The organism is Streptomyces sp. NPDC048644 (genome assembly GCF_043199105.1).
Taxonomy (GTDB): domain Bacteria; phylum Actinomycetota; class Actinomycetes; order Streptomycetales; family Streptomycetaceae; genus Streptomyces.
This window is the reverse complement of sequence record NZ_JBICVO010000001.1, coordinates 304301-329797: the sequence shown is the minus strand read 5'-3', so window position 1 is coordinate 329797 and position 25497 is coordinate 304301. Positions and strand designations below refer to the sequence as shown.

20 protein-coding genes are annotated in these 25497 nt (G+C 72.5%); 13 read left to right on the top strand and 7 right to left on the bottom strand.

The genetic code is table 11. The features are described 5' to 3' along the window. Window positions 1-32: 32 nt before the first annotated feature. Window positions 33-1112 (top strand): hypothetical protein, encoded by a 1080-nt coding sequence (locus ACGFNI_RS01475; RefSeq protein ID WP_393679533.1) that lies wholly within the window; start codon window positions 33-35, stop codon window positions 1110-1112. A gap of 33 nt (window positions 1113-1145) precedes the next feature. Here the strand turns inward: ACGFNI_RS01475 and ACGFNI_RS01470 are convergent, their stop codons facing one another. From ACGFNI_RS01470 to ACGFNI_RS01460, 3 genes are all read right to left on the bottom strand, one after another. Next, window positions 1146-2645 carry a phytoene desaturase family protein gene (locus ACGFNI_RS01470; protein WP_393679531.1) on the bottom strand — a complete coding sequence of 500 codons (1500 nt, stop codon included), beginning with the start codon at window positions 2643-2645 and terminating at the stop codon, window positions 1146-1148. Between the two features lie 59 nt (window positions 2646-2704). Then, window positions 2705-3325 (bottom strand): DUF4126 domain-containing protein, encoded by a 621-nt coding sequence (locus ACGFNI_RS01465; RefSeq protein ID WP_393679529.1) that lies wholly within the window; start codon window positions 3323-3325, stop codon window positions 2705-2707. Window positions 3326-3674: 349 nt separating this feature from the next. Continuing rightward, window positions 3675-4289, bottom strand: coding sequence for a TetR/AcrR family transcriptional regulator (locus tag ACGFNI_RS01460; protein ID WP_393679527.1), 615 nt, complete (start codon window positions 4287-4289; stop codon window positions 3675-3677). A 316-nt stretch (window positions 4290-4605) separates the two neighbouring features. Here ACGFNI_RS01460 and ACGFNI_RS01455 point away from each other — a divergent pair, with 316 nt between their 5' ends. The 3 genes from ACGFNI_RS01455 to ACGFNI_RS01445 all read left to right on the top strand — a co-directional run bounded on the left by ACGFNI_RS01455 (window position 4606) and on the right by ACGFNI_RS01445 (window position 6692). Continuing rightward, complete coding sequence (locus ACGFNI_RS01455) at window positions 4606-5091, top strand: SAV_6107 family HEPN domain-containing protein (RefSeq protein WP_393679525.1); 486 nt, start codon at window positions 4606-4608, stop codon at window positions 5089-5091. A gap of 175 nt (window positions 5092-5266) precedes the next feature. Then, on the top strand, window positions 5267-6022 hold the full coding sequence (locus tag ACGFNI_RS01450) for a methyltransferase (RefSeq protein ID WP_393679523.1): 756 nt from the start codon (window positions 5267-5269) through the stop codon (window positions 6020-6022). A 259-nt stretch (window positions 6023-6281) separates the two neighbouring features. Next, window positions 6282-6692, top strand: coding sequence for a DUF3040 domain-containing protein (locus ACGFNI_RS01445; protein WP_393679521.1), 411 nt, complete (start codon window positions 6282-6284; stop codon window positions 6690-6692). Window positions 6693-7055: 363 nt separating this feature from the next. On the opposite strand, the gene ACGFNI_RS01440 is transcribed toward ACGFNI_RS01445, so the two are convergent. The 4 genes from ACGFNI_RS01440 to ACGFNI_RS01425 form a co-directional block, all read right to left on the bottom strand. Continuing rightward, entirely contained in the window at window positions 7056-9464 is a 2409-nt protein-coding gene (locus tag ACGFNI_RS01440) for a transglutaminaseTgpA domain-containing protein (protein ID WP_393679519.1), read from the bottom strand. A 118-nt stretch (window positions 9465-9582) separates the two neighbouring features. Continuing rightward, window positions 9583-10992, bottom strand: a complete 1410-nt coding sequence (locus ACGFNI_RS01435) for a DUF58 domain-containing protein (protein WP_393679517.1) — start codon at window positions 10990-10992, stop codon at window positions 9583-9585. After that, window positions 10992-12014, bottom strand: coding sequence for an AAA family ATPase (locus ACGFNI_RS01430; protein ID WP_393679515.1), 1023 nt, complete (start codon window positions 12012-12014; stop codon window positions 10992-10994). The genes ACGFNI_RS01435 and ACGFNI_RS01430 overlap by 1 nt, the downstream gene beginning before the upstream one ends. A gap of 333 nt (window positions 12015-12347) precedes the next feature. Then, window positions 12348-12908 carry a beta-class carbonic anhydrase gene (locus ACGFNI_RS01425; RefSeq protein ID WP_393679513.1) on the bottom strand — a complete coding sequence of 187 codons (561 nt, stop codon included), beginning with the start codon at window positions 12906-12908 and terminating at the stop codon, window positions 12348-12350. 494 nt (window positions 12909-13402) lie between these two features. Between ACGFNI_RS01425 and rsmH the strand changes: the two genes are divergently transcribed. The 9 genes from rsmH (at window position 13403) to murG (ending at window position 25480) form a co-directional block, all read left to right on the top strand. Continuing rightward, the gene (gene rsmH / locus ACGFNI_RS01420; RefSeq protein ID WP_393679511.1) at window positions 13403-14362 is read left to right on the top strand and encodes a 16S rRNA (cytosine(1402)-N(4))-methyltransferase RsmH; all 960 of its coding nucleotides are present in this window, start codon (window positions 13403-13405) and stop codon (window positions 14360-14362) included. After that, window positions 14359-14982, top strand: coding sequence for a septum formation initiator family protein (locus tag ACGFNI_RS01415; RefSeq protein WP_393679509.1), 624 nt, complete (start codon window positions 14359-14361; stop codon window positions 14980-14982). Before rsmH ends, ACGFNI_RS01415 begins: the two co-directional genes overlap by 4 nt. Window positions 14983-15091: 109 nt before the next feature. Next, on the top strand, window positions 15092-17137 hold the full coding sequence (locus ACGFNI_RS01410) for a peptidoglycan D,D-transpeptidase FtsI family protein (protein WP_393679507.1): 2046 nt from the start codon (window positions 15092-15094) through the stop codon (window positions 17135-17137). A gap of 18 nt (window positions 17138-17155) precedes the next feature. After that, window positions 17156-18955 carry a UDP-N-acetylmuramoyl-L-alanyl-D-glutamate--2,6-diaminopimelate ligase gene (locus ACGFNI_RS01405; protein ID WP_393679505.1) on the top strand — a complete coding sequence of 600 codons (1800 nt, stop codon included), beginning with the start codon at window positions 17156-17158 and terminating at the stop codon, window positions 18953-18955. A gap of 62 nt (window positions 18956-19017) precedes the next feature. Beyond that, a complete protein-coding gene (gene murF, locus ACGFNI_RS01400; RefSeq protein ID WP_393679503.1) occupies window positions 19018-20460 on the top strand; it encodes a UDP-N-acetylmuramoyl-tripeptide--D-alanyl-D-alanine ligase in 1443 nt (480 codons plus the stop codon). 5 nt (window positions 20461-20465) lie between these two features. Further along, window positions 20466-21530: a phospho-N-acetylmuramoyl-pentapeptide-transferase gene (gene mraY, locus ACGFNI_RS01395; RefSeq protein ID WP_393679501.1), complete on the top strand. Its 1065-nt coding sequence runs from the start codon at window positions 20466-20468 to the stop codon at window positions 21528-21530. Then, complete coding sequence (gene murD, locus ACGFNI_RS01390; protein WP_393679499.1) at window positions 21527-22972, top strand: UDP-N-acetylmuramoyl-L-alanine--D-glutamate ligase; 1446 nt, start codon at window positions 21527-21529, stop codon at window positions 22970-22972. The genes mraY and murD overlap by 4 nt, the downstream gene beginning before the upstream one ends. 57 nt (window positions 22973-23029) lie before the next feature. Beyond that, window positions 23030-24382: a putative lipid II flippase FtsW gene (gene ftsW, locus ACGFNI_RS01385; RefSeq protein ID WP_393679497.1), complete on the top strand. Its 1353-nt coding sequence runs from the start codon at window positions 23030-23032 to the stop codon at window positions 24380-24382. 6 nt (window positions 24383-24388) lie between these two features. Next, entirely contained in the window at window positions 24389-25480 is a 1092-nt protein-coding gene (gene murG / locus ACGFNI_RS01380) for an undecaprenyldiphospho-muramoylpentapeptide beta-N-acetylglucosaminyltransferase (protein WP_227049004.1), read from the top strand. Window positions 25481-25497 lie beyond the last annotated feature (17 nt).

Below are 25497 nucleotides of genomic sequence, written 5' to 3'. Positions count from 1 at the left end.
GGTGGCCGCGGCGCGGCGGAAGAGGGGCGTACATGGGCTGGGCGGTCCTCTACATCGCATTCGGCTTCGTTGCCCTGTGGTTGCTCGGAGAGGTGCTGTTCCAGCACAAAGCCCGGCTGCGCTGGCGGCTGCTCGCCTTCACCGGCTTCCTCGGCGTGGCGATCGGCGTCATCATCCCGGCGGTGATCGTGATCGCGCTGGGCGCCATCGCCTTCGCCGTCGGGCAGACGTATGTGACGCTCTCCTTCCGCCGCGGCTTCACCACCGGCTGGTCGCTGCGCAAGCCGCGGGAGAACCGCCGGCGCAAGGCCAGGCCGGGCGGCACCACGCCACCGGCCGCCGAGCCGACCCTGGAGGTCTCCGGCCTCGAAGCGGTCCCCCTGCCCGACGCTCCCGACGACGGCGACCCGGGCGACCCCGCATCCCACCAGCCCTACCCGCAGGGCCCGTACGGCGACTCCCAGGCTCCGTACGGCACTCAGAACACCTACGACAACCACGACGGTCACCAGGACGCGTACGCCCCGCAGAGCGGCTACGGCGGCTACGACGGGCAAGGCGGCTACGACGCCGGACAGGGCTACCCGTCCCAAGGCGGCTACCCGGAGCAGACGTTCGCCGGGCAGGGCACCTTCGCCCAGGACGCGACCGCCGTCTACGCCCCGCAGCCGCTGCCCGACGAGACCGGCCAGTACGGCGTCTACAGCCCCGACGCGCGCACCGCACCGCCCGGCTACGGCGCCTACGCCGCGGCCGAAGGCCAGGGAGCCGCGGACCCCAACTCCTATGGCCACGGCGGCGGTTACGGCACTCCGGACGGCTACGCCGATCCCTACGCCCCCTACGGCGACCACCAGGGGCAGGCGCCCTACGCCGACCCGTACACCGGAGCCCAGCAGTACCCGGCGTCGTACGAGCCCTACGAGCAGCTCGACCCCTACGGCGCGCAGGCGTACGGCGCCCCGCCGTACGACGCCTCGGCGCAGGCGTACGGCGACACCCCGCCCGGCGGCGTGTGGGTGCCGCAGCAGCGCGACGGCCAGCCCCCGGCCGAGCAGCCGCCGTACCCGCCCTACCAACAGCAGGGCTACGACGGGCAGTACCGCTACTGACGGCCGCGCCCGGTCACTTCACCGCCGGGCGCCTCACGTCGAGCCCTGCCAGTCGTCGCCGTTGACGATCAGGCCGGCGACGATGGCGCCCGACATCCCGGCGTGCGCGAGCCCGCCGCCCGGATGCGACCAGCCGCCGACCGCGTAAAGGCCCGGTATCCGCGTCCGGTTGGCGGGCCGCAGAAAGCGCCCTCCGGCGCCCGCCAGCGCCGGACCCGGCACCAGGGCGTCCCCGGACGGCGGCAGCACCTCCCGCCACAGCACCCGCTCCCGCAGGCCCGGCACGGCGGCCTCGGCCAGCTCCGTCATCCGGTCGGCCACCGCCTCCGCACCGGCCGTCGCCCCGTCCGGGCCCGGCGGGGCGACCACGGCGGTCAGCGTCACCGCCTCATGGCCGTCATCGGGCCGGGACGCGGGATCATCGGGGCGCAGGACCGTCACCGTCGGCCGCGCGGCACCCGCCGCCCCGCCGTCGAACACCGCCGCCAGCTCCGCCGCCCGGTCATCGGTGTGCACCACCGTCCGGTGCACGGCGTCCCCGGTCCTGGGCCCGCGCAGCGCGAGTGCCACCGCCATCCGGGCCGGGGCGCGCCCGGCCCCCGATCCGGTAGCGGCGTCGTCGGCGCCCCACGGCAGCCCGTCCCGCAGCATCGGCCCCAGCAGCGCGGGCGCGATCCCCGCGACCACGAAGTCCGCTTCGGCCACCCGGCCTTCGGCCAGTTCGACCCCCGCGGCCCGGCCGCCCTCCTCGACGATCCGGGTGACCTCGGCGCCGAAGGCGAACTCCACCGTGCGCTCCACGCAGCGCGCGTACAGGGCGTCCGCGAGCGCCCGCATCCCGCCGGACGGATACCAGCTCCCGAACGTCTGCTCCATGTAGGGCAGCACGGTGGCGCTCGCCGGTGCGCTGCGCGGGTCGTAGCCGTACGCCGTGGCATGGCTCTCCAGGAGCGCGATCAGCCGCGGATCGGCCAGCTCCCTGCGGGCGGCCTCGGCCAGGGTGGCGGTCGTCGGGCCCTTGCCCCGCCCGAACCACCCGCGCCGCCGCACCGCCGGATACGGGTCGCGCCCGAGCGCCTGCCGATCCGCCCGCAGCGGCTCCTCCAGGAGCGGCCTGCGGGTGGCGTCCCAGGCTTCCCTGGCGCGGTTGACCAGCGCACTCCAGCGCTCTCCCGCACCGGCGCCCAGCGCGCCGTCAAGTGCCGCGACCACCCCGGCCCGTGAGGCGTTCGGCAGCGACACCGCCGTGCCGTCGGCGAAGACATGGCGGCTCGCCGGATCGACCTGCGTCAGCCCGACGCAGCTCTCCAGCGGCTGCCGCCCGGTCTTGACGAACAGGTCGCGGTAGACCGCGGGCAGATGCAGCAGGTGGGGGCCGGTGTCGAACCCGAAGCCGTCCCGCTCGATACGCCGCACCGCGCCGCCGTACGTCGCGTCGCGCTCGAACACCGCCACCCGGTGGCCCGCGACGGCCAGCCGGGCAGCGGCTGCCATCGCGCCCATCCCGGCGCCGATCACCGCAATCCGTGCCATGCCTGCGACTTTATCCGGGCCCACTGACAACGCCCGAACCGCAGCCGCCCACGGCCGCCTCAGCGTGGTGCGGCTGCCGCCCCGCCCGTGGCCGCCGACCGTTTCTCCTCGCGCCGCAGGCGCCTGCGACGCAGGTACCGGCGGATCCGCGACCAGAGGAGCACCACCAACGCGATACCGCCGGCCAGCAGCACACCGGCGATGACCGCCGCGGCCACCGGATGGAAGACGGCGAACGTGATGAGCCCGGCGACCCCCAGGTCCTCGACGAGGCTCAGCACGATGTTGCTCGCGGGCTCGGGCGAGGTGTTGACGGCGATCCGCGCCCCCGCCTTGACCAGGTGGCTCAGCAGCGCCGTGGAGCCGCCCACGGCGCCCGCTGCCAGCTCGGGCAGCGAGCCGTCGTGCCCGGCCAGCAGCGCCGCCACGACGGCGCCCGCGATCGGCCGGATGACGGTGTGGACCCCGTCCCAGACGGAGTCCACGTAGGGGATCTTGTCGGCGACGGCCTCGCAGAGGAACAGCACCCCGGCGACGATCAGCACATCGGGCCGCTGCAGCGCCGCGGGCACCTCATCGGTGACTCCGGTCGCGCCGAGCAGGCCGAAGAGCAGAACGACGGCGTAGGCGTTGATCCCGCTGGCCCAGCCACTGGTGAATACCAACGGAAGTACGGACACGCCGACGATCGTAGGACAGTGCTGGGGCCAGGTGCTCACGTGTGAGTACACGTACTCAGACGCCGAGATGAGTAGCTACGCGGATGGGCCGCGACCTGCCCGGACGACAAAGTAGAGATCACCGAAGGGACGCGGCGCCGCACCGCCGGCACGGGGCGGCGGTACGGCGCGGCATCCCGGACGTGACGGGGGAAGCACGGGGGAAAGTACGGGGGAAGCACGGGGGAGCACGGGGGAAGCGCTGTCCTGGTCGGATCGATGGGGGAACGATCCGCGCCAGGGCAGCGCGCTTTTTTGTCGGCCCCTCCAGGCCCGGCGGGACTGCCGGGCCGTCACGAGGCGGCAGGATTCAGGCCGGGCGCCCGCTGACCCGCCCCTGGAGCAGCCGTGACAGCGCGGCGTGCACCTCGTCGATCGACCGGTCCGGCTGGTACGACTGCCAGTCGAGCGCCGCCACCAGCACCATGCCGAACAGCGCCGACGCGGTGAGCGGTACGTCGATCTCCTCGCTCAGCTCCCCACTGCCGACCGCCTCCCGCAGCACACCCTCCACCACCGCGACGGCCCGCTCCCGCACCACCATCAAGGTCGACTGCCAGGCACGGTTGGTGCGCCACAGTTCGGCCACATAGAGCTGGGTGAGCGCCGGATAGCGGGAGATGAAGTCCAGGCCGGCCCTGATCATCGCGTCCAGGGCGTCGATCCTGGTACCGCCCCGGTCCGCCACCTCGTCGGCCGCCGCCTGCAACGAGGTCGCCAGCAGCTCGATGCCGTGCCGCAGCAGTTCCTCGAAGAGCACGTTCTTGCTCGCGAAGTTGTAGTAGACCGTGCCCTTCGCGACCCCGGCACGCTCGGCGATCTCGTCCACCGTGGTGGAGGAGAAGCCCTGTTCGGCGATGAGCGTGACCGCGGCTTCGAAGAGCTTGCGCCGAGTGGCGTCGCGGCGCGTGTGGGAGCTGTCCATGAGGGTGATTGTGCCGGTCCTGGCACGTGCCGCGCGCACAGGCTCAGCTCCGGACGCAGGGGCGTGAGCGCCGCCGCACCGCCGCACCGACACCGGGGCCCGCGCAGCCCTTCCACGAGGCAACTCATCGGCGGATACGGGCGGATGACGCCGAAGAACCCGGGGTCCGTCCGCCCAGCCGTCCGGAGAATGCCCGGCCGCCCCCTTTTTGCCTGCCCTGTCGAGGAAAGAGGCAGGTCAGGGCCGTTTGTCAGTGGTGTCCATCACGATGGGGTCAGACGGTTCCGAACCGGTTTGCGACGACAGGAGGTTCGTCATGGCAGCTCGTCCCCTCACGGGCAGCTCCGCTGCGTACGGTCCCCCGAGCGATGTCCACCCCGTCCTGCGGCGCGCGGCAGCTCCACCCGCCGCCCTGAACCTGCTCACCCAGGCCCAGCAGGGCCTCGCGGAGGCAGAAACCCTGGAAACCCCCAATGAGTGCTTCGCCGCCGCGCACCTCGCCGCACTGCGCACCGCGGCGGCCGTGCTGGCCGTCCGCGGCAGGCCGGAGGCCACGCTCCGCCGCCGCCGGCGCATCCGCAGCGCGTGGGAGGTGCTTCCGGAGGTCGCGCCCGAACTCACCGAGTGGGGCGCCCTGTTCGCCGCGGGCGCCGACCGCCGCGCCAAGGCCGAGGCAGGCATAACCGGCGCGGCCAGCCGCCGCGACGCCGACGACCTCATCCGCGACGCCGGAATGTTCCTGCGCCTGGTGGAACGGATGCTGCTGCTCCAGCCGTCCCTGCCACCCCAGCGGGCGGGGTGACGGCGGCTTCGGGAATCCCTCAGTGGCCGCTGCCTACTCCGGGCGATCACAGCCCGTCCGGAGGTGGCGGCAACCCGGGGTGACGTCGGGAGACGCCGCAGGCTGCGCGGGGCGTGGGACGCAATAGGGTGGTGGGCGCCTAGATGTTCATGCCCCCGCCGAGGAGCCACCCGCCGTGTCTGACCCGCTGCGCCCGCGCGCATCCCTTCGTACCGCCGTGGTCTGGGAGGTTCTCAAGGACGCCCTGGAGCGCCGGGCCGTGGCCGCCGGGCGCGAGGACCTGGACGTCCTCGACACCGGAGGCGGCACCGGCAACTTCGCCGTGCCGGTGGCCCGCCTCGGCCACCGCGTCACCGTCGTCGACCCGAGCCCCAACGCCCTGTTCGCCCTGGAACGCCGGGCCGCGGAGGCCGACGTCGCCGACCGGGTGCGCGCGGTCCAGGGCGACGCGGGCGGCCTCTTCGACGTCGTCGACCGCGGCGGCTACGACGCCGTGCTGTGCCACGGCGTGCTGGAGTACGTCGACGACCCGGCGGAGGGGCTGCAGAACGTCGTCGCCGCGCTGCGCCCGGCCGGTACCCTCAGCCTGCTCGCCGCCGGCCTCGGCGGCGCCGTCCTGGCGCGTGCCCTGGCCGGTCACTTCAACGAGGCCCGCCAGGCGCTTGCCGACCCCTCGGGGCGTTGGGGCGAAGGCGACCCGGTGCCCCGCAGGTTCACCGCGGAGCAGCTTTCCGGCCTGGTCACCGACGCGGGCCTGCATGTCGGCGCGGTGCACGGCGTACGGGTCTTCGCCGACCTGGTTCCCGGCGTACTCGTCGACACCGAGCCGGGCGCCATGGAGGCGCTGCTGAAGCTCGAAGCCGCCGCCGCGGAGCAGCCCGCGTTCCACTCCGTCGCCACCCAGCTGCACGTCCTCGCCGAGCGCGGCTGATTCTTCACGGTCTGGCCGACTGCCGGGCGCAGTCGGCCACCGGCCACCCGATCAGCCCCTTCGCCCCGTATGATCGAGGTACGACGTTCCGGCATGACGGATAGGCGGGTGGGGAATGCAGGCAGCATCACCACCGGCCGCCCTGGCGGCCCGGACAGTGGACTGGCGCAGAGGGGCGGGTTTCACGGGGGCGATTCCCTGCCTATCCTGAAAGGGTCGCACCCGGTCGCCCCCCGCGACCGACGAGTAGGAGGACTCCGTGCCGCTCTCGGAGCACGAGCAGCGCATGCTCGAGCAAATGGAGCGAGCGCTGTACGCCGAAGATCCCAAGTTCGCGACAGCGCTTGAAGGAAGCGGGCTGCGTACGTACACCCGGCGACGGGTCTACCAAGCGGTCGTGGGCTTCCTGGTGGGTATCGGCCTGCTCATGGCCGGCATGGTCGCGCAGCAGATCTGGATCAGCGTGGTGGGCTTCCTCGTGATGCTCGGATGCGCGGTGCTGGCCGTCACGGGATGGCGCAAGGCACCGAAGCCGGGTGAGCAGAAGTCCGGCGCGGCTCCGGGCAAAGCGGGCGGGGCCGCCGCGCGTCGGCAGGCCAGGGCACGGCGCTCGATGATGAACCGCATCGAGGACCGCTGGCAGCGCCGACGGGACGAGCAGGGCCACTGAGGCCCCCGCCTCATCTGACCTTGCGTTTCCCTCTCGCCGAGTCCTTTCTGTAACGCCGCTTCTACGTTGCGCCTCGCTGCGCAGATCTTTCGCGCCGAACTTTCGCGCCCGCACGAACCGGATCGGTTCGCGGGACCGCCCTCCGCGGACGGACTTGTCGTTCCGTCCGCGGAGGGCGGTTCCGTTCAGGCCATTTGAAGGCGTCGATGTGAGCGCCCCGCCCGCCGGACCGCACACACCGGCCGGCGCCGAGCAGAGCGCGGTCGGCCTGCCACTGCGGCTGCCTCAGTGCCGTCGGTCTCCGCCGCGGGATCGGCCGGCAGGCACGGGCCAACGGCCGGCCGATCCGAACGGAACCACCGACTAGGCCCCCCGTCCCCCCGGCCGCAGCGCTGCCGCCGCGCGTCGGGAGGCGGTCGCCGGGCGGCTGGTGGTGCAGCGGAGGCGGAAGGCCGTCCAGCGGGCGGTGAGGGACCACAGCAGCCGGGCGGCTGAGCGGGGGACGAAACGGGCGCGTAGCCGCTGGGCGCGGGAGGCGCGGGCGTGCAGGCCGGCGCGGACCAGCTGCACGTCCGCGGCCGGTGCCGGTACGGGGCGAGGGCGCGGGGCGTACAGGGACTCCTCGACCGCGGCGGCCATCCGGTGGGCGGCGTCCGCGGCCTCCGGCTCCAGCGCGCCGACGCGGGCCAGCCGGGCGGCCGTGCCACGGGGCGTGAGGGCGCTGTCCGGCGGGATCCCGAAGTCCCAGCCGGTGTCGATCAGCTCGCTCCAGGCCGCGAGGACGTCGTTCCCGGTGCCCCCGCCCAGCCGCCGCGCACGCATCCGGGTCCGCCACAGCAGCGGGGTCGCGAGGAGCAGCAGGACCAGCAGGCCGGCAACCGTGAGGATCGCGACGGTCCAGGGGGAGGTGCCGTCGTCCGACGGGCCGCCGCCCGACTCCGCGGGCAGCGCCGCACAGTCGGTGGCCCCCTGCTGGGTGCCGGGGGCGCAGGTCGGATCCGCCGACGGACGGTCCGACGGGGCGGCGGGACGCGACGTCTCCGGGGCGGGGGCGGCCGGGTCGTTATCGCGCGGGTTGTCGGGAAGGGCGTAGTCGGGGACGCTGCCACGGCTCGGCGTCGGCTCGAAACGGGTCCACCCGGCGCCCTCGAAATACAGCTCGGGCCAGGCGTGCGCGTCCTTGAGGCCGACCGACGTCGTGCCGTCCGGCTGCCGGGTGCCCGGGGTGAAGCCGACCGCCACCCGGGACGGTATGCCCAGGGTGCGCGCCATCGCGGCCATCGAGAACGCGAAGTGGACGCAGAACCCCTCCTTCTGCTTCAGGAAGCGGGCGATGGCTTCGGAGCCGCTGCCCGCCCGGACCTCGGTGTTGTAGCTGAACCCGCCGTCCAGCGCGAACCAGTCCTGCAGCTTGACGGCCTTGTCGTACGGGGAGACCGCGTCCCGGGTCACCTGCCGGGCCGTCGTCCGTACCACGTCGGGCAGCGAAGCCGGGACCTTTGTGAACTCCTGCCGCAGCTTCGCGGGCGGCGGCGGGGCGGTGGCCAGCTGCTGTGCCGTCGGCCGCACCCGCAGGCTCTCCACCTGGTACTGGACGCCGCGGGTGGTCTGGCCGCGGTCGCCGACCAGGGTGCGGCCCTCCGGCTCGAAGCGCCACTGCCCGGAGATGTCGACGCGGGAGGCGGGGTAGGGGAGCGGCAGCCAGTTCTGGCCGTACCACTCGGCGGTCGATATCGAGGTGTTCACGCGGGTGGCGTCCACGTCGTCGGCCAGTCCCGGGGGGCGGGGCAGCTCGTCCGGTACGTCCATGACCTTGCGCTCGGACGGTTTCCAGGCCGTGCCGTCGAACTGGTCGAGGGCCACGATCCGCAAATACATGTCGCGGGTGTCGCTCGCGGTGGTGCGGTAGTTGAGGACTTCTTTGTCCTCGGGCTGGTTCAGGCTGTTCTGCAGGGAGACGAGCGGGTTCACCGCGGAGATCGTGCCCCCCTTGTCGCCGGAGCCGTCGCCGCCGGACGGGCCGAGCAGCCCGCCGCCGAGCGAGGGCAGTGCGGCCGGCACGACCAGGGCGATGCCGAGTACCAGGGCCCCGATCCGGCGGCCGGTACGGACCGGCGCCAGGGCGGGGCCCCCGGCGCCGAATCCGGGCACACCGAGGGGGGAACGGGCCGGGTCGGGGCCGCCGAACACCCGGCCCCACTGGGACAGCCGGTCGCGGCCCTCGGCGAGGAGGAGCAACAGATAGCCGCCCGCCGCGATGAGGAACCACAGCCAGCCGGCGCCGTCCTGGGCCAGCCCGGCCGCCACCGAATACAGCGCCAGCAGCGGCAGCCCGGCGGGCGCCGCACTGCGGTAGGTGACCGCCAGCGCGTCCACCACCAGGCCGATGAGCAGGACGCCGCCGACCAGGAGCAGCCGGATGCCCGGCGTCACCGGGGCCGGGATGGCGTACCGGCCCACATCCCTGACGCCGGACTCCACCAGCCGTACGACCTCCGCCACCGCGTCGGGGCCCGGCAGTACCCAGGCGATCGCCTGGTCGCGGGCGAACAGCAGGGTCAGCAGCAGCACGCCCACCGCGGCCTGCACCACGATGGTCAGCGGGCGGGCCAGTGGCACCCGGCGGGCCGCCGCCCCCACGCCCGTCACGAGCGCCAGCAAGGCCGCCGCCTGGATCATCCACGTGAACGGATCGACCAGCGGCAGCAGCGCACAGGACGCGCAGAGCGTCGCCACCGCCGCGCACACCGCAAGCCGCGCCCGGCCGCTCATGACCTGGCTCCGCTCCGCCGCGGGGCACGGCTCCGCCCGCCGTACGCGGAGCCGATCCCCCTGCCGTACGCCCGTCGGCCGTACCTGAGGCCCGCGCGCCCGCTGCTTCGCCGCCTGTTCATGCTCCGCTCCCCGCCCCCGTTGCCGTGCCTGCCGTGCTGTGGTCGGCGGGGCCTGCCGGGGCCGCCGCTGCCGGGTCGTCCGGAGGTATGCCGCCCGTGCGGTCGGCGGAGCGCCACAGGTCGGGCAGGGCGGCGCCGGGGGTCACCGGAAGTGCCGTCCAGCCCGCCTCGCGGAGCAGCCGCAGGCGGTCGGCCAACGGCGCCTGGACGCCGGCGTGCCCGGACCCGGCCGGTCCTCGCGTCCACGCGTCGCCGTCCAGCACGAAGGCGACCGCCGCGCCGCTGCGCCGCCGCATCCGGCCGGCCACCGCCACCCCCTGTGCGTCCAGATCGCCGAAGAACCCGATGAGCAGCCCCTCCTGGCCGGCGCGCAGCGCCTCGTACGCAGGGGACAGGTCCTCCCCGTCGGAGTGCTCCACCATGGCGAGGGTGTCCAGGAGCGGACCGGTGCCGGCGGATTCCGCGCCGCCCGCGAAACCGCCGGTTCCCTCGGTGCGCGGCACCGCGGGGCCCGTATCGGTCAGCAGCCGGACGGAGAAGCCGCGCTCCATCAGATGCACAGCGGTGGAGGCGACGCCGGAGACCGCCCATTCGAACGCCGAATCGGGGCCGCTTCCCTGATGGGCCGTCCGCCGGGTGTCGAGCAGGATCGTGCAGCGGGCCTTCTGCGGCTGCTCCTCACGGCGCACCATCAGCTCGCCGTGGCGCGCGGTGGAACGCCAGTGGACCCGGCGCAGGTCGTCGCCGTGACGGTAGCCGCGCGGGATGACGTCGTCGTCGCCGGCCAGGGCAGGCGAGCGCTGCCTGCCGTCGCCGTACCCGGGAGTCTCGCCCGCCGGCCGGATCGGTGGCAGCGGCTCGACGCGCGGCACCACGGTCAGGGTGTCCGACGTGCTGAAGGAACTGGTCAGCTCGCACATCCCGAACGGGTCGGAAAGACGCAGCTGCAACGGGCCCAGGGGGTAATGGCCGCGCAGGTCGGAGCGGACGCGGTAGGACACCTCGCGCCGGCCGCCGGCCTCCACCCGGTCCAGCACGAACCGGGGCCGCGGCCCCAGGACGTAGGGCACCCGGTCCTGGAGCATCAGCACGCCGGTGGGCAGCCGCGAGATGTTCTCGACGCGCAGCCCCACGCGGGTGGCGACGGCGGTGGGCACCCGGGCGGGGGCGAGCGTACGGCTGTCCGCGACGCGGTAGCGGGTGCGGTGCAGGACCACGACGCACACCAGCGGCAGCGCCGCCAGCAGCAGTCCCACGCGCAGCAGGTCCGCCTGCCCCAGGAGGTAGGAGCACACCGCGGCGGCGATACCGGCGGCCAGGAACGACCGGCCACGGGTCGTCAGGCCCCCGAAGGCGGCCCGCAGACCGCCGGGCTCCGGTGTCCCCACGCCGCCCCCGCCGGACATCACAGCCCCCGGACGCCGGGCGGCTGCCGGTCGCCGCCGTGTGGCCGTGGCGTGGCCGACGGGGTGGGGACCGGCGTGCGGTGCAGGATCTCCAGCACGATCTGTTCGGCCGTCCTGCGGTTCAGCTGCGCCTGGGAGCTGGGCAGCAGGCGGTGCGCGAGGACCGGCACGGCCAGCGACTGCACGTCGTCAGGCAGTGCGTACTCCCGCCCGGCCAGCGCCGCCGCCGCCTTCGCCGCGCGCAGCAGATGCAGCGTCGCCCGTGGTGAGGCGCCGAGCCGCAGCTCCGTGTGGCCGCGGGTGGCCGCCACCAGGTCAACGGCGTATCTCCGCACGGCCTCGGCGACATGTACCGTCCGCACCGCGTCGATCAGGTCCACGACGTCCTGGGCGTCCGCCACCGGCCGGAGCGTGTCCAGCGGGGAGGCGCCGCCGTGCACGTCCAGCATCTGCAGTTCGGCGGCCGGGCTCGGATAGCCGATGGACACCCGCGCCATGAAGCGGTCCCGCTGCGCCTCCGGGAGGGGGTAAGTGCCCTCCATTTCCATCGGGTTCTGGGTGGCCACCACCATGAAGGGACTGGGCAGTTCGTAGGTCTGCCCGTCCATCGTGACCTGCCGTTCCTCCATCGACTCCAGCAGCGCGGACTGGGTCTTGGGCGAGGCGCGGTTGATCTCGTCGCCGATCACGATCTGGGCGAAGATCGCGCCGGGCTTGAACTCGAAGTCGCGGCGCTGCTGGTCGAAGATGCTGACGCCGGTGATGTCCGACGGCAGCAGGTCCGGGGTGAACTGGATCCGCCGCACCGAGCAGTCGATGGACCGGGCCAGTGCCTTGGCCAGCATCGTCTTGCCCACACCCGGCACGTCCTCGATGAGCAGATGCCCCTCGGCGAGCAGCACGGTCAGCGCGAGCCGTACGACCTCAGGCTTGCCCTCGATGACTTCCTCGACCGAACGGTGGACCCGCTCAGCTGTGGTGGTCAGATCAACGAGGCTCGCTCGCTCGTCATACGTCGTCACCGGCCCTCCTCGGCCCTTCCCCGCGCTCCGGTGAAGCGGGGGATACCCCTGTCAGGGCCGGCGCCCTCCGTACGGACCCGGCCCCACCCCGTATGAGGCGTCGTGCCGGCCACGGCCGCGACGACGTCACTCAGGCATTCTCGCCGCCGATCGCGCCTCACGTCATGGGCTGTGGATAACTGACGGCGATATGTCCCGACCCTCCCGGCTCTCCCCGCCGTTCCGGCCACCCGCGCCGTGCGAGTCGTCCGGAACGGCGGCACACCGGCACGGCCCGGGACAGGACGCAGCCGGGTGCGGGGCACCGCCCCGCACCCGGCACTCCTGCGGAGGTCAGCGCTGCGGGTCGATCTCCCGCAGCAGACCGGTGGTGACGTCGAAGACAAAGCCGCGGACGTCGTCCTTGTGCAGCAGGAACGGCGAGGTGCGCACCCGTTCCATGGACTGCCGCACGTCCTCGTCGAGGTCCTTGAACGCCTCGACGGCCCAGGTGGGCCGCTGCCCGACCTCGGCCGCCAGCTCGTGGCGGAAGTCCTCGGTGAGGCCCAGCAGGCCGCAGCCGGTGTGGTGGATGAGCACCACCGAACGGGTGCCCAGGGCGCGCTGGCTGATGGTCAGGGACCGGATGATGTCGTCGGTGACCACGCCGCCCGCGTTGCGGATGGTGTGGCAGTCGCCGAGTTCGAGCCCCAGCGCGTCGTGGAGGTCGAGCCGGGCATCCATGCAGGCCACCACGGCGACCTTGAGTACCGGCCGGGCGTCCATGCCGGGATCGGTGAAGGCAGCGGCGTAGTGGGCGTTTGCTTCGACGAGACGGTCGGTGACGGTGCCACCGTCAGGAACGGAGGAGCCGTCGGCGGACGGCGGCAGCGGCTGCGACGCAGATATGGACATGAAGTCACCGTAATAGGCGGCGCCCGATCCGGCTGCATGTAAGGGCGGGCATAGGGGACGTCATTGGTCCTTGTGACGTAATCGACAGGAACCGTTGCCGTGCCGCCGTCCGGGTGAGAGGCGGGCGGAAAAGCCGCCGCGGGACGCGCGGAACCGGTTGATTGACCGGGGCAGGCGGTGGACTAAAGTGGCGCGAAGTGGGAGGCGTGACGCTCTCCTTGGATCCCGAATCCCTCGCGTGCACCTCACACGTACGGCTCGGCCTCCTCCCGCTCCACCGGCCTTCCGACGCCACTTCCCCGTCGCCGGAGAGCCACTTCCCCTTCAGAGCGGGCGGGGACCAAGCGGTACGTGTGGCACATCCCCCGCCAGCGGCCGGGGAACCCCTCCTGCCGCTCACCCATCGGAAGGCATATGAGCGAGCGCAGCGAGCGAATCAGAATGAGGTGCGCCCTCTGCGGAAGCGGGGCCACCGAGCGAAGCGAGGTCGGCGCATGAGCAGCAACACTCGCCACGTGCCCGTCATGCTCAGGCGCTGCCTGGACATGCTCGCCCCCGCGCTCGCCGAACCCGGAGCGGTCGTCGTCGACTGCACGCTCGGCCTCGGAGGACACAGCGAGGCACTGCTGTCGACCTTTCCGTCGGCCCGGCTCGTCGCGCTCGACCGCGACACGTCGGCGCTGCGGCTCGCGGGGGAGCGGCTGGCCCCCTACGGCGAGCGCGCCACCTTGGTGCACGCGGTCTACGACGAACTTCCCGACGTCCTGGAACGCCTCGGGCTGCCGCGCGTCCAGGGTGTCCTCTTCGATCTCGGCGTCTCCTCCATGCAGCTCGACGAGGCCGACCGCGGCTTCGCCTACGCCCAGGACGCACCGCTGGACATGCGGATGGACCAGACGACCGGCATCAGCGCCGCCGACGTCCTCAACACCTACGCACCCGGTGAACTGGTCCGGATCCTGCGCTCCTACGGAGAGGAGAAGCAGGCCAAGCGGATCGTCGAGGCGGTCGTACGCGAGCGCGCCAAGGAGCCGTTCCACAACAGCGCGCGGCTGGTCGAACTGATCCGTGACGCGCTGCCGCAGGCCGCCAAGCGGCACGGCGGCAACCCCGCCAAGCGCACGTTCCAGGCCCTGCGCATCGAGGTCAACGGCGAACTGGCCAGCGTGGAGCGGGCGGTGCCCGCCGCGGTGAAGGCACTGGCGGTCGGCGGGCGGATCGCCGTCCTCTCCTACCAGTCGCTGGAGGACCGGATCGTCAAGCAGGTCTTCGCGGCCGGCGCGGCCAACACCGCTCCGCCCGGCCTGCCGGTCGTGCCCGAGCAGTACCAGCCGCGCCTGAAGCTCCTGACCCGGGGCGCCGAACTGCCCACGGAGGAAGAGGTCGCCGAGAACCGCCGGGCGGCGCCGGCCCGGCTGCGCGGCGCCGAACGCATCCGCGAGGACATCGCGTGACCGCCCGGGGGCGTTCGCGCGGGGGGCGCTCACGCCTCTCGGCGCTGTTCCCCTCGGGCGGCTCCGCCGCCGCGCGCACGCCCTTCGTCCTCCTGGTCGTCGTCCTGCTCGGCTCCGGCCTGATCACCCTGCTGATGCTCAATTCGGCGCTCAACCAAGGGTCGTTCGAACTGAGCAGGCTGGAGAAGAAGACCGACGGGCTGACGGACGACCAGCAGGCGCTCCAGCAGGAAGTGGACGCCAAATCCGCGCCGGGCGCGCTGGAGAGGCGCGCCCGGGAGCTGGGCATGGTGCCGGGCGGCAACCCGGCGTTCCTCAACCCGGACGGTACGGTCCGGGGCAAGCCGAGCGAGGCGACGGCCGAGCCGGAGCCGATGAGCGCACCCGCCACGCCGTCGCTCCCGGGGACGCAGGCCGCGTCAGGTGTCCCCGTGTCGGCGGCCGTCTCCGGCTCGCCGTCGGCCACGCCGTCCCCATCGGCCGCACCGTCCGTACCCGTCCCGTCCGCCTCCCCGGGCGCGCCCCGCCCGGCGGCCCCGCCCGTCCCGTCCGGCACCACATCCCCGGGCGCCCCCGCCGTCCCCGCGACCGTTCCTTCCCCGACGACCTCCGGCAGGTGAAACCCGTGACGTACGAGGCCGCTGCGCCCTACGACGCAGGCGTCCCCCGGCCGCCCGGCGCCCCGCAGGCCCCCGCGACCGCGTCCGCACCGCGTCCGGAAGGGGCGGCATGACGGGGCCGAAGGAACCACGCCGCCGGGTGCCGCGGCCCGCGCAGCGCGGCCGGAGCGAAGGGCAGCGGCGGCCCGCCGCCCGCCCGTCCGGCAGGCCCGCGGCCGGGAAAGCGGCGCCGAAGGGCGGCAGGTCCGGCGCGTCGGGCAAGCCACCGGCGGCCCGCCGCCCCACGTCGGCGCCGCGCCCCGCCCGCCCCCGGCCCGCCGGCCCGATCCGGCTCGGCAGCCCCAGGCCCCGGCTCCGGCTGGTCGCCGTCGCGCTGACGCTGGTCATGCTGGTCTTCGCGGTGCGGCTGTTCCAGGTACAGGCCGTCGACGCCGCCGCGTACGCGGCCAGGGCCAACGTGAACCGCTACGTCCCGGTCAAGCTGGCCGCCGAGCGCGGCGCCATCACCGACCGGAGCGGCGTGGACCTCGCCACCACCGTCGACGCGTACGACATCACCGCGGACCCGAGCCTGCTGGCGCCCGACAAGACCAAGATCGACGACGCGCCGCAGCAGGCCGCCGCGCTGCTCGCGCCGATCCTCGGCGAGGACCGGGCCGCCCTCGCCGAGAAGCTCGGCAAGTCCTCGTCCCGGTACGTCCTGCTCGCGCGCCAGCAGACCCCGCAGGTGTGGAAGCGGATCAAGGACCTGCGGGCGGGCCTCAACGCGAAGGCCGCCGCCGCGCCCAGGTCCGCGCCGCGCCCGAACGTCCTGGTCGGCATCTTCGCCGACCGGCACAGCAAGCGGATCTACCCGAACAACGAACTGGCGGCCGGCGTCCTCGGCTTCGTCAACAGCGAGGGCAAGGGCGCGGGCGGTCTGGAGGCCCGGCTCGACACGAAGCTCGCAGGCAAGGACGGCAAGCTCGTCTACGCCCAGTCCGGGGGCCGCCGGGTGCCGACGGCCGACGCCCAGGAACACCCCGCCGTCCCCGGCACCGACGTCCAGCTCACCCTCGACCGCGACATCCAGTGGGCCGCCCAGAAGGCCATCTCCGAACAGGTCACGAAGTCCAGGGCCGACCGCGGCTACGTCGTCGTCCAGGACACCAGGACGGGCAAGATCCTCGCGCTCGCCAACGCGCCCGGATTCGACCCCAACCGCATCGCAGGGGCCGACCCGGCGGCGCTGGGCAACGCGGCGCTCACCGACGCCTTCGAACCGGGATCCACCAGCAAGCTGATGTCGATGGCCGCCGTCCTGGAGGAGGGCGCCGCGACCCCGGCGACCCGGGTCACCGTGCCCAACCGGCTGCACCGCGGCGACCGGCTCTTCGCCGACGACATCGACCACCCCACCTGGCACCTCACGCTCAACGGCGTGCTCGCCAAGTCCAGCAACATCGGGACCATCCTCGCCACGGGACAGCTCGGCAAGACCCAGCCCGAGGCCAACCGGGTGCTCTACTCCTACCTCCACAAGTTCGGCATCGGCCGGCCCACCGGACTCGGCTTCCCCGGGGAGACCGACGGCATCCTGGCCAAGCCCCAGGACTGGAACACCTCGCAGCAGTACACGATCCCGTTCGGCCAGGGCCTGTCGCTCAACGCCGTCCAGGCCGCGTCCGTCTACTCCACGATCGCGAACGGCGGCGAGCGCATCGCCCCCACCCTGGTCAGCGGCACCACGGGCCCCGACGGGCAGTACGTACCTGCGCCCACGCCGCAGAAGAACCGCGTGGTGAGCCCGAAGACCGCGGCGCAGCTCGCCACCATGCTCGAATCGGTGGTCGACGACGAGGCGGGCACCGGAGCCAAGGCGAAGATCGACGGGTACCGCGTCGGCGGTAAGACCGGCACGTCCAACCGGGTGGATCCGAAGACCGGCAGATACCACGGCTACACCGCGTCCTTCGCCGGTTTCGCGCCCGCCGACAAGCCCCGTATCACCGTCTACTGCGCCGTGCAGAACCCCACCAAGGGGAGCTATTTCGGCGGCTCGGTCTGCGGCCCGATCTACCAGCAGGTCATGCAGTTCGCGCTGAAAACCCTGCAGGTACCGCCGAGCGGCGCGAAGGCGCCGCGGCTGCCCGTCACCTTCACGCCAGGCGAATGAAATCGAGGCAACATCGCCGTGACGACCATCACCCCCCACGGGTCTCCGCACCCCGGCAACCGCCCCTGCGCGCACCCCTCACTTCGCCTCAAAGCCGCCGAGCCCGGTACGCTCACCGCCGTGTCACATGCTGATCAGTCCCCCAACGCCCAGAAGGACGCACCCGGTAAATACCCGGGAGCGCCCCGCCCCGAGCAGGTCCGCCCCACCCCCCTGGCGGTACTCGCCGAGCAGCTGGGCACCCCGGCTCCGGCCTCCGGCGCGCATCCCGGTGCAGGCACCGGCTCCACCGGAGCGGCTGACGCCGCGCGGCCCGTTGTGGTCACCGGCATCACCCATGACTCCCGTGCGGTCCGCCCCGGTGACGTCTATGCCGCACTGCCCGGTGCCCGTCTGCACGGTGCCGACTTCGTCGCGCAGGCCGCCGATCTCGGAGCCGCCGCGGTCCTGACCGACCCGTCGGGCGAGGAACGCGCCGCGGCGACCGGCCTCCCGGTGCTCGTCGTCGACGACCCGCGCTCCCGGATGGGCGCCCTGGCCGTCTCCATCTACGGAGCGCCGGGCGATGACCTCCTCCAGATCGGCATCACCGGCACCTCGGGGAAGACCACCACCGCCTACCTCATCGAGGGGGGCCTGCGCGCGGCGCTGTCCCGTGCGGACGGCGGCGGCCTGCCGACCGCGGCCAAGGGCGACGGCGGGCTGACCGGCCTGATCGGCACCGTCGAGACCCGTATCGGCGACGAGCGGATCAAGTCCGAGCGCACCACTCCCGAGGCCACCGAACTGCAGGCGCTGTTCGCCGTCATGCGCGAGCGCGACGTCCGCGCGGTCGCCATGGAGGTCTCCAGCCACGCCCTGGTGCTCGGCCGGGTCGACGGCTGCGTCTTCGACGTCGCGATCTTCAACAACCTCAGCCCGGAGCACATGGAGTTCCACTCCGGCATGGAGGACTACTTCCAGGCCAAGGCCCGGCTGTTCACCAAGGCCCGCAGCCGCGCCGGCGTCGTCAACCTCGACGACGCGTACGGCAAGCGGCTGGCCGACGGCGAGTCCGAGGTCCCGGTCACCACCTTCTCCGCCGAGGGCCACCCCGACGCTGACTGGCGGGCCGCGGACGTCGAGGTCGGCACCCTCGGCTCGACGTTCACCGTCATCGGCCCCAACGGCGAGCACCTGAAGGCCGCCTCGCCGATCGCCGGACCGTTCAACGTCGCCAACGCGCTCGCCGCCATCACCTCGCTGGTCGTCGCCGGTGTCGACCCGCAGACCGCGGCCGACGGCGTCGCCGCGGTCCCCGGCGTCCCCGGCCGCCTGGAGCGCGTCGACGCGGGCCAGCCCTACCTCGCCGTCGTCGACTACGCGCACAAGACGGACGCCGTCGAATCGGTTCTGCGGGCGCTGCGCAAGGTGACCGACGGCAAGCTGCACGCCGTACTGGGCTGCGGTGGCGACCGTGACCCGCACAAGCGTGTCCCGATGGGCGCCGCCGTCGCGCGCCTCGCCGACACGGCCGTGCTGACCTCCGACAACCCGCGCTCCGAAGACCCGCTGGCGATCCTCGCCACCATGCTCTCCGGCGCCGCCGAGGTGCCGATCCACGAGCGCGGCACCGTCCTCGTCGAGGAGGAGCGTGCGGCGGCCATCGCCGCGGCCGTCGCCCGTGCCGAGCCGGGCGACACCGTGATCGTCGCGGGCAAGGGCCACGAGCAGGGCCAGGACATCGCCGGAGTGGTCCGCCCCTTCGACGACCGCCAGGTGTTGCGCGAGGCCATCGAAGCCTCGTTGACCGTGCAGCAGCCGAACCACCAGGGATGACACACCGCCATGCGCGCACAACCCTTCTGTTGGCATTTTCCGCCGCTCACCGGGGGTGACCTGTGATCTCCCTGTCCCTCGCCGAGATCGCGAGCATCGTCGGCGGGCAGCAGCACGACATACCGGATCCTGAACTCCAGGTCACCGGGCCGGTCGTGAAGGACTCCCGCGAGATCCGCCCCGGCAGCCTGTTCGTGGCCTTCGCCGGCGAACGGGCCGACGGCCACGACTTCGCGCAGCGCGCCGTCGGCGACGGAGCGGCAGCCGTGCTGGCCTCCCGTCCGGTCGGCGTCCCCGCGATCGTCGTCGACGACGTGATCGCCGCGCTCGGCGCGCTGGCCCGCGCCGTCGTCGAACGCCTCGGCACCAACGTCGTCGCCCTCACCGGCTCGGCCGGCAAGACCAGCACCAAGGACCTGATCGCCCAGCTCCTGCAGCGGCACGGGCCGACCGTCTGGCCGGACGGCAACCTCAACAACGAGATCGGCCTGCCGCTCACCGCGCTGCGCGCCGACGACGGCACCCGGCACCTCGTCCTGGAGATGGGTGCCCGCGGCGTCGGCCACATCCGCTACCTCGCGGCGCTCACCCCGCCGAAGATCGGTGTGGTGCTGAACGTCGGCACCGCGCACATCGGCGAGTTCGGCGGTCGTGAGCAGATTGCCCTGGCAAAGGGCGAACTCGTCGAGGCGCTCCCCGCTGCGGCCGACGGCGGCATCGCCGTGCTCAACGCCGACGACCCGTACGTCCGTGCCATGGCGGCCCGCACGAAGGCCCGCACGGTCCTGTTCGGCGAGGCACCGGAAGCCGACGTACGTGCCGAGAATGTCCGGCTCACCGGCCTCGGTCAGCCCGCCTTCACGCTTCACACACCCTCCGGGTGCAGCGATGTGACCATGCGGCTGTACGGTGAGCACCACGTGTCGAACGCGCTCGCCGCGGCCGCCGTCGCCCATGAGTCGGGCATGTCCGTGGACGAGATCGCCACCGCGCTCTCCGAAGCCGGCACGCTCTCCCGGTGGCGGATGGAGGTCACCGAGCGCGCGGACGGCGTGACGGTCGTCAACGACGCCTACAACGCGAACCCCGAGTCCATGCGAGCGGCGCTGCGAGCGCTGGTCGCGATGGGCGCAGCCGCCAAGGCGACGGGCGGGCGCACGTGGGCGGTGCTCGGTGAGATGGCCGAGCTGGGCGAGGACGCACTTGCCGAACACGACGCGGTCGGACGCCTGGTCGTCCGGCTCAACGTCAGCAAGCTCGTGGCAGTCGGCGGCAGGGAAGCGGCCTGGCTGCAAATGGGCGCCTATAACGAGGGTTCGTGGGGTGAGGAGTCGGTGCACGTGTCCGACACGCGGGCGGCGGTCGACCTGTTGCGCAGCGAGCTGCGGCCGGGGGACGTCGTACTGATGAAGGCCTCCAGGTCGGTGGGCCTTGAGCGGGTCGCAGCGGCATTGCTGGACGGCGAGGGCGTGCAGGGCGCCGAGAGCGGGTCCGCGGCCCGATGAACTCGATGAAGCAGATCCTCTTCTCCGGAATGATCGGGCTCTTCCTGACCCTGATCGGTACTCCGGTGCTGATCAAACTGCTGGCCCGGAAGGGCTACGGGCAGTTCATCCGCGACGACGGACCGCGGGACCACCACAGCAAGCGCGGCACGCCCACCATGGGTGGCATCGCCTTCATCCTGGCCACGATCATCGCGTACGCGCTGACCAAGGTCATCACGAGCAGCGACCCCACCTTCTCCGGTGTGCTGGTGCTGTTCCTGATGGCGGGGATGGGCCTGGTCGGCTTCCTCGACGACTACATCAAGATCGTCAAGCAGCGTTCGCTGGGCCTGCGGGCCAAGGCGAAGATGGCCGGGCAGCTGATTGTCGGCATCGCCTTCGCGGTGCTCTCGCTGCAATTCGCCGACCTGCGCGGACAGACACCGGCATCCGACCGGCTGTCCTTCACCCAGGACTTCGGCTGGCAGATCGGCCCGGTGATCTTCGTGATCTGGGCGCTGTTCATGATCCTGGCGATGTCCAACGGCGTGAATCTCACCGACGGTCTCGACGGCCTGGCCACCGGCGCCTCGGTGATGGTCTTCGGCGCGTACACCTTCATCGGCATCTGGCAGCACCAGGAGTCGTGCGCCAACCAGATCACCGCGGGCCCCGGTTGTTACGAGGTACGTGATCCACTCGACCTCGCGGTCGTCGCCTCCGCCCTGATGGGCGCGTGCTTCGGCTTCCTGTGGTGGAACACCTCACCCGCCAAGATCTTCATGGGGGACACCGGTTCGCTGGCCCTGGGCGGCGCGCTGGCCGGCCTGGCGATCTGCTCCCGCACCGAGCTGCTGATGGCGGTACTCGGCGGCCTGTTCGTCCTCATCACCATGTCCGTGGTGATCCAGGTCGGATCGTTCCGCCTGACCGGCAAGCGGGTCTTCCGCATGGCGCCACTTCAACATCACTTCGAATTGAAGGGGTGGTCGGAAGTCCTTGTGGTGGTCAGATTCTGGATCATCCAGGGCATGTGCGTGATCGTCGGACTCGGTGTCTTCTACGGCGGTTGGCAGGCGGCCAAGTGACCACGCAGGACTTCGCAGGGCAGCACATCACCGTTGCCGGCCTGGGCGTGAGCGGCATCAGCGCCGCCCGCGCACTGGCCGGCCTCGGCGCCCGCGTCACGGTCGTGGACGGCGGCGAGGGCGACAAGCAGCGCGCCGCCGCCGACGAGTTGACGGCGCCCGGCATCACGGTGCGCCTCGGCGACGGCGAGACCCTGCCCGGTGGCACCGACCTCGTCGTCACCTCGCCCGGCTGGAAGCCGGACAGCCCGCTGTTCGCGGCGGCGGCCGAGGCCGGCGTGGACGTCGTCGGCGACGTCGAGATCGCCTGGCGGCTCCGCGGCCAGGACGCCGCGGCCTGGCTCGCGGTCACCGGCACCAACGGCAAGACCACCACCGTCCGGATGCTGGCCGCCATCCTGGAGGCCGAGGGCCTGCACACCGCGGCCGTCGGCAACATCGGCACCCCGATCATCGACCTCGTCCTCGGTCAGGGGCAGCACGGCGAACGGCCCTACGACGTCCTCGCGGTGGAGCTCTCCAGCTACCAGCTGCACTGGGCGCCCTCGCTGCGGGCGCACTCCGCGGCCGTACTCAACCTCGCCCCCGACCACCTCGACTGGCACGGCTCCATGGAGGCGTACGCCGCCGACAAGGGCCGGATCTACGAGGGCAACACCGTCGCCTGCGTCTACAACGTCGCCGACAAGGCGACCGAGGACCTGGTGCGCGGGGCCGACGTCGAAGAGGGCTGCCGCGCCGTCGGCTTCACCCTCGGCACCCCAGGACCCTCCCAGCTCGGTGTGGTCGAGGGGCTCCTCGTCGACCGCGCCTTCGTCGAGAACCGGCAGCAACAGGCCCAGGAACTCGCCGAGATCACCGACATCGCGCCCGGCTCCGGCAGCCCCGCCCCGCACAACATCGCCAACGCCCTTGCGGCGGCGGCGCTGGCCCGTGCCTTCGGCGTGCGCCCCGCTTCCGTACGCGAGGGGCTGCGGGCCTTCCACCCGGACGCACACCGCATCCAGCACATCGCAGACATCGCGGACGTCACGTACATCGACGACTCCAAGGCGACCAACACCCATGCCGCCGAGGCGTCGTTGGCCGCGTACGAGCACATCGTGTGGATCGCCGGCGGGCTCGCCAAGGGCGCCACCTTCGACGAGCTGGTGGCGAAGTCGGCGCAGCGGCTGCGCGGGGTGGTGCTGATCGGCGCCGACCGCGCGCTGATCCGCGAAGCCCTGGCGCGACACGCCCCGGATGTCCCGGTGGTCGACCTCGACCGGACCGACACTGGGGCGATGCCCGAGGCGGTACGCGAAGCGACCGGTCTCGCCCAGCCCGGTGACACGGTCCTGCTGGCCCCGGCCTGCGCCTCGATGGACATGTTCGTGAATTACAACAAGCGGGGCGACGCCTTCGCCCAAGCGGTGCGCGAGCTGCGCGCGCGAGCCCAGTAGTCCGCTCGTCCCGCTCGCGTCGACGACCTGCGGCGAGCACCTGTGGAGGGGACGAGGATGACGGCCCGATCGGCGAAGGCGGCTCCGCCGCGTCCGCGGCGGCGGCTCGTCACCGCACCCCGCCCGCCTCGCGGCAGCCGTCAGCCGGGCGGCCTCCGGCGCCTGTACACGCGGGCGAAGCGGGCCTGGGACCGGCCGCTGACGGCGTACTACCTGATCCTCGGCGGCAGCCTGCTGATCACCGTGCTCGGCCTGGTGATGGTCTACTCGGCCTCGCAGATCAAGGCGCTCCAGTCCGGGCTCGCGCCGAGCTTCTTCTTCCGCAAGCAGTTGCTGGCCGCGGTCATCGGCGGCGTTCTGCTGCTGTGTGCCGCGCGGCTGCCGGTACGGCTGCACCGCGCCCTGGCCTACCCGCTGCTGGCCGTCTCGGTCTTCCTGATGTGCCTGGTGCAGGTGCCGGGGATAGGGGTCGCGGTCAACGGCAACCAGAACTGGATCAACCTCGGCGGCCCTTTCCAGATGCAACCCAGCGAGTTCGGTAAACTCGCGCTCGTCCTGTGGGGCGCCGATCTGCTGGCCCGCAAGCACGACAAGAAGCTGCTGGCGCAGTGGAAGCACCTGCTGGTGCCGCTGATCCCGGTCGCCTTCCTGCTGCTCGGGCTGATCATGCTCGGCGGGGACATGGGAACCGCGATCATTCTCACGGCGATCCTCTTCGGCCTGCTGTGGCTGGCGGGCGCCCCCACGCGGCTGTTCGTCGGCGTCCTGGGCGCCGCGGCGGCCATCGGGGCCCTGCTGATCAAGACAAGCGCCAACCGCATGTCCCGCCTGGCCTGCATCGGGGCCACCGATCCCGGCCCCGGCGACCAGTGCTGGCAGGCCGTCCACGGCATCTACGCACTGGCTTCAGGCGGATTTTTCGGTTCCGGGCTCGGTGCGAGTATGGAAAAATGGGGTGAACTCCCGGAACCGCACACCGACTTCATCTTCGCCATCACCGGCGAGGAACTGGGTCTGGCGGGGACGCTGTCGGTGCTCGCCCTCTTCGCGGCTCTAGGCTATGCGGGTATCCGCGTGGCCGGACGCACGGAGGACCCCTTCGTGAGGTATGCCGCGGGAGGCGTGACCACCTGGATCACGGCCCAGGCCGTGATCAACATCGGTGCGGTGCTCGGCCTGTTGCCGATCGCCGGCGTCCCGCTCCCGCTGTTCTCCTACGGGGGTTCCGCCCTGCTGCCGACGATGTTCGCCATCGGGCTGCTGATCGCCTTCGCGCGTGACGAGCCCGCGGCTCGGGCGGCATTGGCCGCACTGGCGACGCGGAAGCCGGTTTTCGCAAGGAAACCGGCTGGGGTGAGATGGAAGACGATGAGACGGCGCGTCAAGAAGCGACCGTCCGGAGAGCGGTGAATTTCGGTGCATGTCGTACTCGCCGGTGGGGGGACCGCCGGCCACATCGAGCCCGCGCTCGCCCTCGCGGACGCACTGCGGAGGCAGGACCCGACCGTGGGGATCACGGCACTCGGCACGGAACGGGGCCTGGAGACCCGGCTCGTCCCGGAGCGCGGCTACGAACTGGGTCTGATTCCGGCCGTCCCGCTGCCCCGTAAGCCCACCCCCGAACTGATCACCGTCCCCGGGCGGCTGCGCGGCACCATCAAGGCCGCCGAGCAGATCCTGGAGCGCACCAAGGCGGACTGCGTCGTCGGCTTCGGCGGCTATGTGGCGCTGCCCGGCTACCTCGCAGCCAAGCGGCTCGGTGTGCCGATCGTCGTCCACGAGGCGAACGCGCGCCCCGGCCTGGCCAACAAGATCGGTTCGCGGTACGCCAAGTTCGTCGCCGTCAGCACCCCCGAGAGCAAGCTGCGCGGGGCCCGTTACGTCGGCATTCCGCTGCGTCGCACCATCGCCACCCTCGACCGCGCGGCGGTCCGCCCCGAGGCGCGGGCGGCCTTCGGGCTCGACCCCAACCTCCCGACGCTGCTGGTGTCCGGCGGTTCCCAGGGCGCCCGCCGGCTCAACGAAGTCATCCAGGCAGCCGTCCCCGCGCTCCAGCGCTCGGGCATCCAGGTGCTGCACGCGGTCGGCCCGAAGAATGAAATGCCGCATGTGGACAACATGCCAGGAATGCCGCCGTATGTGCCGGTACCGTACGTGGACCGGATGGATCTCGCCTACGCCGCGGCCGACATGATGCTCTGCCGCGCGGGCGCGATGACCGTCGCCGAACTGTCCGCCGTCGGGCTGCCCGCCGCCTACGTCCCGTTGCCGATCGGCAACGGCGAACAGCGGCTGAACGCCCAGCCGGTGGTCAACGCCGGCGGTGGCCTGCTGGTCGACGACGCACAACTGACCCCGGAATGGGTGCAGAACACCGTGCTCCCGGTCCTCGCAGACCCGCACCGGCTGTACGAGATGTCCCGCGCGGCCTCCGAGTTCGGCCGCAGGGACGCGGATGAACTGCTGGTCGGCATGGTGTACGAGGCGATCGCCCAGCAGCACAACTAGCGACGAAAGGCAGGGGG

Excerpts from the sequence above, each read along its gene's own strand:
- ACGFNI_RS01460 (WP_393679527.1), bottom strand. The coding sequence starts at position 4,289 with ATGGACAGCTCCCACACGCGCCGCGACGCCACTCGGCGCAAGCTCTTC.
- ACGFNI_RS01410 (WP_393679507.1), top strand. The coding sequence starts at position 15,092 with ATGACGGGGCCGAAGGAACCACGCCGCCGGGTGCCGCGGCCCGCGCAG.
- ACGFNI_RS01475 (WP_393679533.1), top strand. The coding sequence starts at position 33 with ATGGGCTGGGCGGTCCTCTACATCGCATTCGGCTTCGTTGCCCTGTGG.
- ACGFNI_RS01470 (WP_393679531.1), bottom strand. The coding sequence starts at position 2,645 with ATGGCACGGATTGCGGTGATCGGCGCCGGGATGGGCGCGATGGCAGCC.
- ACGFNI_RS01425 (WP_393679513.1), bottom strand. The coding sequence starts at position 12,908 with ATGTCCATATCTGCGTCGCAGCCGCTGCCGCCGTCCGCCGACGGCTCC.
- ACGFNI_RS01440 (WP_393679519.1), bottom strand. The coding sequence starts at position 9,464 with ATGAGCGGCCGGGCGCGGCTTGCGGTGTGCGCGGCGGTGGCGACGCTC.
- ACGFNI_RS01435 (WP_393679517.1), bottom strand. The coding sequence starts at position 10,992 with ATGTCCGGCGGGGGCGGCGTGGGGACACCGGAGCCCGGCGGTCTGCGG.
- rsmH (WP_393679511.1), top strand. The coding sequence starts at position 13,403 with ATGAGCAGCAACACTCGCCACGTGCCCGTCATGCTCAGGCGCTGCCTG.
- ACGFNI_RS01455 (WP_393679525.1), top strand. The coding sequence starts at position 4,606 with ATGGCAGCTCGTCCCCTCACGGGCAGCTCCGCTGCGTACGGTCCCCCG.
- mraY (WP_393679501.1), top strand. The coding sequence starts at position 20,466 with ATGAAGCAGATCCTCTTCTCCGGAATGATCGGGCTCTTCCTGACCCTG.
- ftsW (WP_393679497.1), top strand. The coding sequence starts at position 23,030 with ATGACGGCCCGATCGGCGAAGGCGGCTCCGCCGCGTCCGCGGCGGCGG.